The following is a 7,966-nucleotide window of genomic DNA, read 5'->3' on the forward strand; positions in this document are numbered from 1 at the left end:
GCACCAGCGCGCGCGCGACCGTCTCGCCGCCGAGCGCGCCCACCACCATGTGCAGCTTGCCGTCGCGCCGGTCGGCGAAGCACGACAGGCGCGCCGCGACGATCTGCGCCTGCGGCAGCCCGAGCGCGGCGACCAGCGGCGCGACGATCGGGTGGAAGCCGGCGGTCGTGATGATGGGGGTGGTCGTGGCGCCGGGCGCGTCGAGCGCCGCCTGCAGGCGCCGGTTGGCATGGGCGCCGGCGAGCGCGGCGACCCGCGCCCGCCAGCGCCGGGCGATCCACGGGAAGCAGCCCATCACCAGGCGCACGCGCCACACGTCGCGCGTCGGTTCGCCGCCGGTCCAGCGCCACGGCTTGAGCGCGTCGAGCAGGCGCAGCAGCAGCAGCGCCGCCAGGCGCGGGCGGGCCGAGTCGATGAAGTCCTCGGTCGAGTTGCGCAGGTACAGCGTCTCGTCCAGGTCGAGCAGGATCGGGCCGCGGTGCGCGCGGATCGCCCCGAGCGCCGCTTCGGGCGTCACGTCATGCGGCGTCGCGATGTGCAGCGCGCTCACGGCACCGCCATCCGGCCGCGCCCTGCCGGACCGTCGCGCCGTGGCGCGGTGCGGTGCAGGCGCTGGCGCCAGCGCGCGCACGGCAGCTCGACCCAGCGGCGCATCGGCTCGGCCACCGCCAGCGTCAGCAGCGCGCCCGCCAGCGTCAGCCCGAACCAGCCCCATCCAGGCTCGTGCCGCGCCAGCCCGAGCAGGATCAGGTGGTGCGACAGGTAGACCGTGTACGAGATCGAGCCGAGGTAGACCAGCGGGCGCGCGTTCAGCCACCGGAACGGCCCCTGGCCGGCATGCGCCACCGCGGCATGCAGCAGCCCGGCGATGGCCACGCTCTGCAGGCTGAAGCGCAGCGTCACGCGGAACAGCTCGTCGCGCACCAGCAGCGTGAGCAGCAGCAGGCCGAGGCAGGCCGCCACCAGCACCCGGCCGCGGCCCCCGATCGGCCGCGGCAGCTCGTCGAGCCACGGATTGCGCCACAGCGCCAGCACGCAGCCGACCAGGATCGCATCCACCCGCGTGTCGGTGCCCATCGTCAGGTGGTTCACCGACGCACCGTGCAGCGCGAGCGCGCAGCGCCAGCCCAGCACCACGACGCACAGGACGCCAAGCACCCCGGCCGCGCGCTGCAGGCTGGTGCGATGCAGCAGCAGCGCGACCAGCGGCGGGTACAGCAGGTAGTAGTGCTCCTCGATGGCCAGCGACCACACGACGCCGATGCCGGCCGGAACGCCCTGGAAATCGTTGGCGATCGCGTGGTAGTTGCCGGCGTACAGCAGGGCCGCAAGGAAGCCGCCCGGCGTGAAGCGGCCGTCGATGACGCCGAGCGACGACAGCAGCGCGGCCGCGACCAGCACGACGAGCAGCGGCGGCATCAGCCGCAGCAGCCGGCGCAGGTAGAAGCTGCCGAGCGCGATGCGGCCGCTGCGCTCGGCCTCGACGCGCAGCAGCGTCGTGATCAGGAAGCCGCTCAGCACGAAGAAGATCGTCACGCCGAGGCCGCCGGGCACGATCCGCTCGAGCCCGCTGTGGGCCAGGAACACCAGCGACACGGCCAGCGCGCGCACGCCGTCGAGCGACGGGATCGGCTTCATCGCCGCGGCTCGCCATAGGCCGCGCGCAGCCGCCGCTCCAGCAGGCTGCGCGCGAGCGCGGTCGTGGTGAGCGTCATGATCACGAAGTCGACGCTCTGCACGCTGAACCAGTGGGTCTCGGACAGGTTCGTGATCGCCTGCTGCAGGAACACCGCCAGATACAGCACCGCCTGGGTGCGCTCGCCGTTGGCCAGCCGCAGCGAGTGCAGCACCTGCGTGATCGCGTAGCCGAACAGACAGGCGAGACCGGCCCAGCCGAGGTCGTTGACCACGTCGAAGTAGCCGTTGTGCGCCGAGCCCGGGTAGAACGAGCCCATGCGGCGGACGAACTCGAAGGAATCGGTGCCGGCGGTCGGCGCCGCCGTCCAGTAGGCCGCATAGCCGGTGCCGAAGAACGGGTGCTCGCGCATGTGGTCGCCGAGGATCGCCCAGATCTCGGTGCGGCCGGTCAGCGTCATGTCCTTGCCGCTGAAGGTCGACACCATCGCCATGAAGGCCGACAGGCCGGCGACGAGGCCGAGCGTCACCAGCGCATGGAGCAGCAGCAGCACGGTGACCATGAGCACCAGGTGCGGCACGAAGGGCCGCAGCCCGCGCGGCGCACGCAGCGCGACCACGAGGAAGACGAGCACCGCGGCGGTGGCCGCCAGCGAGGTCGAGCTGCGCGACAGCAGCAGGCAGGCCGCCGCCACCGCACCACCGGCCAGCGCGCTGCCGGGCGACACCTCGCGCGTCAGGCCGCCATGGCACCAGAAGATCATCGCCATGCCGGCCAGCGCGCCGAGGCTGTTCTTGTGGTTCGCGAGGCCGCGCCACGCACCGGCCAGCTCGGCCGCCACCTCCTGGTGGACGGCGAGCGACGGTGCCGCCAGGCCGAAGGCCAGCGAGCCCAGCAGCACCAGCGTCAGCACCGGGCGCACGACGCGCTGGAAGCGCTGCGCGTGCCAGGCGACCAGCACGAAGGCGATGCAGGCGACGACGATCGTGACGAAGCGCAGCAGCCGCCGCACGCTCAGGCCCRGGTCAATCGACCAGGCGACGCTCGCCACCGCCAGCGCTAGGAACGCGAACAGCCAGCCGTTGGCGCTGCGCACCAGCAGCCACGCGAGGCCCGCACGCCAGACCAGGACCAGCCCGCCGAGGCCGAGCACCGCACCCCACAGCGCGCGGCTCAACAGGCCGGCCGAGTCGGGCGCGGCCGCATGGACCAGGCTCTCGTAGTCCAGCCCCTCCGGCACGATCATCAGCACGACCAGCACCCACATCATCGCGGCGAGCAGCAGCGCGCCGGCATCGTCGCGCCGCCACGCGCTGGTGCTGGCAGAAGGCGGGCTCGACATCGAAGACCCTCAGAAATGGCTGATCACGGCACCCAGGATCTGCGAGCGCGTGGCCGCCAGGCGGCGCAGCATGTCCCGCAGATCCCGCGAGCTCGTGTGGCGCGCACGGCTCAGTGCCAGCACGCGGCCCACCAGGCTGGCGACGGCCAGGCCGTCGGCATACAGCCCGACCGGCGCGGTGTCGATGACGACGAACTCGAACTCGGTGCGCCAGCCGTCGAGCAGCGCGGCGAAGCGGCGGCTCGACAGCAGCTCCAGCGGATCGCCCGGCACCAGCCCGGCGGTCAGCAGCGACATCTGCGGCAACCCGTGCACCGGCTGCAGCAGCGGCAGCTCGCCCTGGCCCAGCGCCTGCGCGAGGCCATGCCGGTTCGCCGCGCCGAACAGCTGGTGCTGCTGCGGGCGCCGCAGGTCGGCATCGACCAGCAGCGTCGGGCGGCCGGTCTGCGCGAACGCGATGGCCAGCTCGGCGGCCATCAGCGAGCGGCCCTCGCCCGGGTTCGGACTGAGCAGCGCGACGATGCTCGCGCGATCGACCGATTCGCGCCGCAGCAGCAGCTCGGTGCGCAGCGCACGCATGGTCTCGCAGCGCGGGTCCAGCGGGTCGTGGGCCATGATCAGCCGGTCGTCGGGCGCGGCCCGGCGCTCGATCACCGGGCGCAACTCGGGGCGAGGTTCGGACCGCAGTTCGGCATGCACGGCCGGCAGCGGCAGGTTCGATGCAGCGGCGGCGATCATGAAGCGCTCCGCATCGGCAGCCGCGCGAACTCCGTCAGCACCGGAATGCCGTGCTGCCGCTCGACATCGTCGCGGCAGCGCACCCGCCGGTTCGTCAGCGCCAGCAGCAGCGGGATGCCGAAGCCGAGCAGCACCGCCAGCACCGCGCCGAGCGCGAGCACCAGCCGCACGCGCGGCGTGGTCGCGGCCACCGGCGGCAGCGCGCGGCTCACCACGCCGACGTTGGGGCCGCGGTTGTCGCCGGCGAAGAGGATCTGGTCGTAGGCTTCGAGCGCGCGCTTGTAGACGACCTGGGCCGAGTCGAGCTCCAGCTGGTACTTGGCCGCCTCGTCCTGCAGCAGGCTGCGATTCGCGACCCGTGCGCGCTGCGTGCCCATCGCCTGCTGCAGCCCCTGCTCGACGCGGCTCGCGACGACGAAGCCGGCGTTCAGGTTGCGTGCGTGGTTCTGCAGCGTCGCGGCCAGCGCGCGGCGCGTCGATTCGAGCTGCAACTGCGCGTCCAGCACGTCCGGGTGCAGCGGCGTGTACAGCCGGTTCAGCTGCGCCAGGCGCGCCTCCTGCACCGCGAGCTGCGCGGTGAGTTGCTGCGCCTGCGCCGACGCGAGCACCTGGTCGCTGCTCGACGCCTCCTGCCCGGCGCGCGCCTGGGCCAGGTTGCGTGCGCTCTGCGCCGCCAGCAGGCGATCGTCGAGCGCGGCCAGCAGCAGCACGTCGACCTTGCTGTCGTTGCCCTCCTCGATCAGGCCGTTGCGCTGGTGGAAGGCGCTCAGCTGCCGCTGCGCGTCGTCGACCTTGGTCTTCAGGCCGGCCAGCTGCCGCGCATGGCGCGCGGCGCGCTCGCCCGGCGCTGCCGCGCCGCGCAGCGCATCCTGCGCCTTGTAGACGTCCACCACGGCATTGGCGACCCGCGCGGCTTCGACGGGATCGGGGGCCGCATAGGTCGCGTAGATGAGCTGGCTGCCGCGCTGGCTCTGGTAGATCGACAAGGCCTTGCCGACCCGCGCGGCGGCCCAGTCGCGCAGCGTGCCGCTCTCGCCGCGGTAGCCGCGCCGGTAGTGCGGGTCGTCGGTCAGCACGAGGCGGTCGACCACCTCGAGCAGCACGGCCGGCGTCTGCATCAGCTCCACCTGGGTCGCGATGTAGCTGCCGACCTGCCCGACCGGCAGGTCCTTGCCGTTCGACGGGTCGTTGACCTCGTAGTTCACCATCAGCGACACGGTGGCCAGGTAGCTGCGCGGCCAGAAGCCCAGCGCGAGCCCGGTGAGCGACAGCACCAGCAGCACCACGCCCAGGCCCAGCCACCGGTAGGCGCGCAGCATCGCGAGGATCTGCACGACCGACAGCCCCGGGTGCACCAGTTCGAGCGGAACGACCGGGCCGTAGGAAGCCGGCACGGACCAGGCGGCGTCCCCGGGCGCCAACGGAAGGTCGTTCATGAGCAGGATCCCTTTCACGAGCGTCGCCAGGACGGCGAGGACGTGCCGGTTGTAGGGCCGGCGCCAGGGGGCGTCTGTTCGCTGCCGAACACACCCGCCTCACGTGGGCCGTGCCGGCGCACCCGGCTCGAGCGGCTCGAGCGGCTGCACCGGGGCCGCGGCGCGCCGCGGCCGCAGCGCGGCCCACGCGCGCGCGATCAGCCCGCGCTCGCGCCACGGCCGGCGGATGCCGTCGCGCACCAGGTCCGGCTCGTCCCACGGGATGTCGTGCCAGTCGTCGCGCAGGTGCGGGCTCGCCGGGTCGCGCTCCCATTCGCCCGGGAAGATCGCGATCGTCCGACCGGCCAGCGCCGGCCCGCGCGCGACCTCGGCCGCACCGGTCCACGATGCCACCAGCGCGGCCGGCAGGTCGTGCCCCGGCCCGAGCCGCAGGTGGCAGATCGGCGTGGCGCGCGGGTTCATCTCGATCATGCAGGCCGCGCCGGTGGCCGACGCCAGCACGAAGTCGAGGCCCCACAGGCCGGACAGGCCCAGGCGGGCGACGATGCGCCGCGCCGCCTCGGTCATCTCGGCGTTGTCGATCACCCGCACGACGGTGGCCGGCCCGGTGCGGTCCTGCGTGTGGACCGCAACCACGCTGGTGCCGGCCAGCACCCGTCCCTGCCGGCAGGCCACCGCCCGGTTCGCCGGCGTGCCGACGATGAAGTCCTGCAGCGTGACGGTGCGCTGCCCGCGCTGCATCGCATCCAGCAGCGGCGCGAGGTCGCGGTCGAGCAGCAGGCGCGCGACCGACCCCGCCACCGGCGGGTGCACCGACATGCGCTCGAAGCTGCGCAGCGCCTGCGCGCGCTCGTGCACGATGGCCACGCCCAGGCCGCCCCAGGTCGAGTCGATCTTCAGGACGGCCGGCAGCGTGCGCCTGGACAGCGCGGCCGAGAGTTCCGCGGCGTCGGAGATCACCTCGGTGCGGGGGGTGCGGATGCCCTGCGCGCTCGCCAGCCGCAGCAACGAACCGCGCGCGGTCGCCAGCTGGCAGGCCTGCGGGTCGCCGAGCGAAGAGCGCAGCAGCGCATCGAGCGCGGCATCGGCCGCATCGAGAYCGCGGCAGTGCCGGTGCAGTTCGGCCAGTTGCACCGCCGCACCGTCGTCGCACGGGATCACGAGATCGGGCCGGGCCGCGTCGATGGCCGCCCGCAGCGACACCGCCGGCCGCAGCGCCGAGGCGCGGTGGATGCGCTGCACCGCACGCACATGCGTGGCCGGATGCCCGCGGGCACACAGCACCTCGACGCGGCAGCCGAGTGCGGCGAACGCCATCGCGAGCCGTGCTGCGATCGGCCAGCGCAAGGTGGCGGTCAGCAGGATTCGAAGGGGTGCCATCTCGCCCATGAGAGGGGCACACTGCCCTTCGCCTGCGCACGGGTCTGTTCGCCAGCGCACACAGTTCGCCAGCCCACACAGTTCGGCATCGCACAGACGTCGATCCGCCCACGTCCTACCTTGGCCGCATGAACACGCTGGAGCCAAGGCCGTCCCGCCCGGCCGCGCCACCGACACTGCGGTCGCCGCGCGACGGTCCGGCCATGCGCGTCGGCGACCTGCTCCCGCTGGGCGATTTCCTGTGCCTGGTGCTTGCCGCGTGGGTCAGCACGCAGGCGCTCTCCGCCGCCTTCGGCGCCGTGCTGGCGCCCTTCATGCTGCACGACCGGCGCTTCGACAGCGCCGCCGGCCGCGGGGCCGTTCCGGACCTGGTGCACTCGCACGCGATGCGCTTCGCGTTGTTCATGCTCGTGCTGCTGCCGCTGGGCGYGCTCGGCGGCCACCCGCTGCCCCCGGGCCTGACGACCTTCGCGGCGTTCGGGTTGCTGTCGACATCGCTGTTGCGAGGGGGCGCCGCGTGGCACCTGCATCGCCGCCGGCACGCCGCGATGCCGCCGGCGGACACGCCGACGCGCATCGACTACGTGGCCGACACCATGCCGGTCAGGCTGCTGTGCGACCGGCCGATCAAACGCTGGGACGCCGTCGCGAAGGGCGCGGAAGACCTGCTGCTCGGCGCGCTGCTGACGCTCGCGCTGCTGCCGCTGATGGGCTTGATCGCCGTCGCCATCAAGCTGAGCGGCCCGGGGCCGGTCCTGTTCCGGCAGCGCCGGCACGCACTGGACAACCGCGTGTTCGAGATCTACAAGTTCCGCACGATGCGCTGGACGCCCCCCTCGGCGGCGTCGTCCACGCCGCCGATGCAGCAGACCGGGCGGCACGACCTGCGTGTCACCCGCCTCGGCCGCTGGCTGCGGGTGTCGAGCCTGGACGAGCTGCCGCAGCTCTTCAACGTGCTGCAGGGCGAGATGTCGCTGGTCGGCCCGCGCCCGCACGCGACCGACATGCGCACCGAGAGCCGGCTCGGCGACGAGATCGCGCAGGACTACGCGCACCGCCACCGCGTCAAACCGGGCATCACCGGCTGGGCGCAGGTCAACGGTGCGCGCGGCGCGACCGACACCGAAGCCCAGTTGCGCCGGCGCATCGCGCTGGACCTGTACTACATCGACCACTGGTCGCTGCTGCTGGACCTGAAGATCCTCGTGCTGACCTCGGCCGTGGTCGTCAAGGGAACGAACGCCTATTGAGACAACGCGAGGAGGCCCGCATGAACCCGCCCTTCGACGACGAGCCGATCCTGCCGCGCAGCACCGCCACGCACATCGCCTCGTCGGGCCTGGGCCGCGGACTGGCGGCGATGAGCAGCGAACTCTCGCTGCTGTTCGACCCGCTGTGCATCGCGGCGGCCGCCGCGCTCGCGACGCTGCTGGC

Annotated in this window: 7 protein-coding genes; 1 reads left to right on the forward strand and 6 read right to left on the reverse strand. The window is 73.2% G+C overall.

What is annotated here, in order from left to right; translation table 11 throughout:
- From AC1D12_RS17735 to AC1D12_RS17760, 6 genes are all read right to left on the reverse strand, one after another.
- Positions 1-550 (reverse strand): haloacid dehalogenase-like hydrolase (locus tag AC1D12_RS17735; protein ID WP_477841903.1); only part of this gene is annotated, 550 nt, incomplete at its 3' end.
- Entirely contained in the window at positions 547-1,638 is a 1,092-nt protein-coding gene (locus AC1D12_RS17740) for an acyltransferase family protein (protein ID WP_477841905.1), read from the reverse strand. The genes AC1D12_RS17735 and AC1D12_RS17740, both read right to left, overlap by 4 nt.
- A complete protein-coding gene (locus AC1D12_RS17745; RefSeq protein ID WP_477841907.1) occupies positions 1,635-2,978 on the reverse strand; it encodes an O-antigen ligase family protein in 1,344 nt (447 codons plus the stop codon). Before AC1D12_RS17745 ends, AC1D12_RS17740 begins: the two co-directional genes overlap by 4 nt.
- A 9-nt stretch (positions 2,979-2,987) precedes the next feature.
- Positions 2,988-3,716, reverse strand: a complete 729-nt coding sequence (locus AC1D12_RS17750) for a CpsD/CapB family tyrosine-protein kinase (RefSeq protein WP_477841909.1) — start codon at positions 3,714-3,716, stop codon at positions 2,988-2,990.
- Entirely contained in the window at positions 3,713-5,152 is a 1,440-nt protein-coding gene (locus AC1D12_RS17755) for a GumC family protein (RefSeq protein WP_477841911.1), read from the reverse strand. The genes AC1D12_RS17750 and AC1D12_RS17755 overlap by 4 nt, the downstream gene beginning before the upstream one ends.
- Positions 5,153-5,251: 99 nt before the next feature.
- Positions 5,252-6,532 (reverse strand): ATP-grasp domain-containing protein, encoded by a 1,281-nt coding sequence (locus AC1D12_RS17760; protein WP_477841913.1) that lies wholly within the window; start codon positions 6,530-6,532, stop codon positions 5,252-5,254.
- A gap of 203 nt (positions 6,533-6,735) precedes the next feature.
- Between AC1D12_RS17760 and AC1D12_RS17765 the strand changes: the two genes are divergently transcribed.
- Positions 6,736-7,782: a sugar transferase gene (locus AC1D12_RS17765; RefSeq protein WP_477841915.1), complete on the forward strand. Its 1,047-nt coding sequence runs from the start codon at positions 6,736-6,738 to the stop codon at positions 7,780-7,782.
- Positions 7,783-7,966: the final 184 nt, after the last annotated feature.

Source organism: Rhizobacter sp. P1_G5, assembly GCF_056405435.1.

What these genes read in the sequence shown, in the direction of transcription:
- AC1D12_RS17740 (WP_477841905.1), bottom strand. Translation starts at nt 1,638, where the DNA reads ATGAAGCCGATCCCGTCGCTCGACGGCGTGCGCGCGCTGGCCGTGTCG.
- AC1D12_RS17750 (WP_477841909.1), bottom strand. Translation starts at nt 3,716, where the DNA reads ATGATCGCCGCCGCTGCATCGAACCTGCCGCTGCCGGCCGTGCATGCC.
- AC1D12_RS17755 (WP_477841911.1), bottom strand. Translation starts at nt 5,152, where the DNA reads ATGAACGACCTTCCGTTGGCGCCCGGGGACGCCGCCTGGTCCGTGCCG.